The sequence below is a fragment of the Salifodinibacter halophilus genome, assembly GCA_012999515.1.
Taxonomy (GTDB): Bacteria; Pseudomonadota; Gammaproteobacteria; order Nevskiales; family Salinisphaeraceae; genus Salifodinibacter; species Salifodinibacter halophilus.
The window spans coordinates 1-232 of the sequence record JABEEB010000812.1 but is presented as its reverse complement, the minus strand read 5'-3'; the positions used below and the strand labels follow the sequence as shown (position 1 = coordinate 232).

Genomic DNA, 232 nt, shown 5'->3' with positions numbered 1-232 from the left:
CGTCCGGAACGCGCCGACTGCCGCGGCCGTCTGTCGCCGCCAAACGACCGGCGAAGCGCCACTTCTCGCCGTCCCACGTCTCCTCGTCGGCACTCGCCGCCGCGGCCGCGGCAGCGAGCGTGGCACGCTCCTCGTCGAGATAGGCGCTCACGGCCGCAATCGCGGCGGCCGCCTCCGCGTCGCTCGCCGTTGGGGGGGCCTCAACGGACGGGTTCATAGCGGGATGTTGCCG

Annotated in this window: 1 protein-coding gene; it reads right to left on the bottom strand. The window is 74.1% G+C overall.

Features of this window, described 5'->3' with window-relative positions; all coding sequences use genetic code 11:
• The coding region (locus HKX41_13835) for an acc operon protein (protein NNC25214.1) at nucleotides 1-217 on the bottom strand (217 nt) is incomplete at its 3' end.
• Between the last annotated feature and the right edge of the window lie 15 nt (nucleotides 218-232).